Below are 1,010 nucleotides of genomic sequence, written 5' to 3' on the forward strand. Positions count from 1 at the left end.
TCATGCGGCGGTTCTGTGGGCGAGGAGGTCGCTGATGGCGTGGACGGTGCGGAGGGTGGGGACGTGGGTTTGGGTGATGTCGGCGAGTTCGACGACGGCGGCGAGGAGGACGTCGAGTTCGAGGGGTTTGCCGGCTTCGAGGTCTTGGAGGGTGGAGGTGCGGTGGTCGCCGACGCGTTCGGCGCCCGCCATGCGGCGTTCGATGGAGATGCCGATGTCGCAGCCCAGGGCTTCGGCGACGGTGAGGGTTTCTCGCATCATGGTTTCGATGACGGTGCGGGTGCCGCCGTGGTGGCACATCTGGCGCATGGTGGCGCGGGCGAGGGCGCTGATGGGGTTGAAGCTGATGTTGCCGAGCAGTTTGAGCCAGATGTCGTTGCGGAGGTCTTTTTCGACGGGGCATTTGAGTCCGGCGGTGTGCATGGCTTCGCTGAAGGCCTGGCAGCGTTTTGAGAGGCTGCGGTCGGGTTCGCCGATGGAGAAGCGGGTGCCTTCCAGGTGGCGTACCACACCGGGGCCCTCCAGCTCCGTGGCGGCGTAGACGACGCAGCCGATGGCCCGCTGGGGGGCGAGGACTGTGCTGACCGCTCCGCCCGGATCGACGCTTTCGATGCGGTGGCCGTCGTGGGGGCCGCCGTGCTGGTGGAAGTACCACCAGGGGATGCCGTTCTGGGCGGCGATGACGGCGGTGTCCTGGTGCAGGAGGGGTTCGATGAGCGGCCCGCATGCTGCGTAGGAGTTGGCCTTCAGGCCGAGCAGGACGTAGTCGACGGGGCCGATGTCGGCGGGGTTGTCGGTGGCGTGGGGGTGGGCGGTGAAGTCGCCGCGGGGACTGTGTACGTGTACGCCGTTGCGTTTCATGGCCGCCAGGTGCGGTCCGCGGGCGATGAGGTGGACGTCGGTGCCTGTGTGGTGCAGGGCGGCGCCGACGTAGGCGCCGATGGCTCCGGCGCCGAGGACTGCGACTTTCACTGTGTGGGTGCTCCGTCCGGTCGAGGGTGTACCGCGGA

At 68.2% G+C, this 1,010-nt stretch carries 1 protein-coding gene; it reads right to left on the reverse strand.

The annotated features are described in order from the left end of the window. Complete coding sequence (locus tag PH203_RS49595) at positions 1 to 972, reverse strand: 2-dehydropantoate 2-reductase (RefSeq protein WP_289929542.1); 972 nt, start codon at positions 970 to 972, stop codon at positions 1 to 3. Positions 973 to 1,010 lie beyond the last annotated feature (38 nt).

The organism is Streptomyces sp. S.PB5, from assembly GCF_030403745.1.
GTDB lineage: Bacteria > Actinomycetota > Actinomycetes > Streptomycetales > Streptomycetaceae > Streptomyces.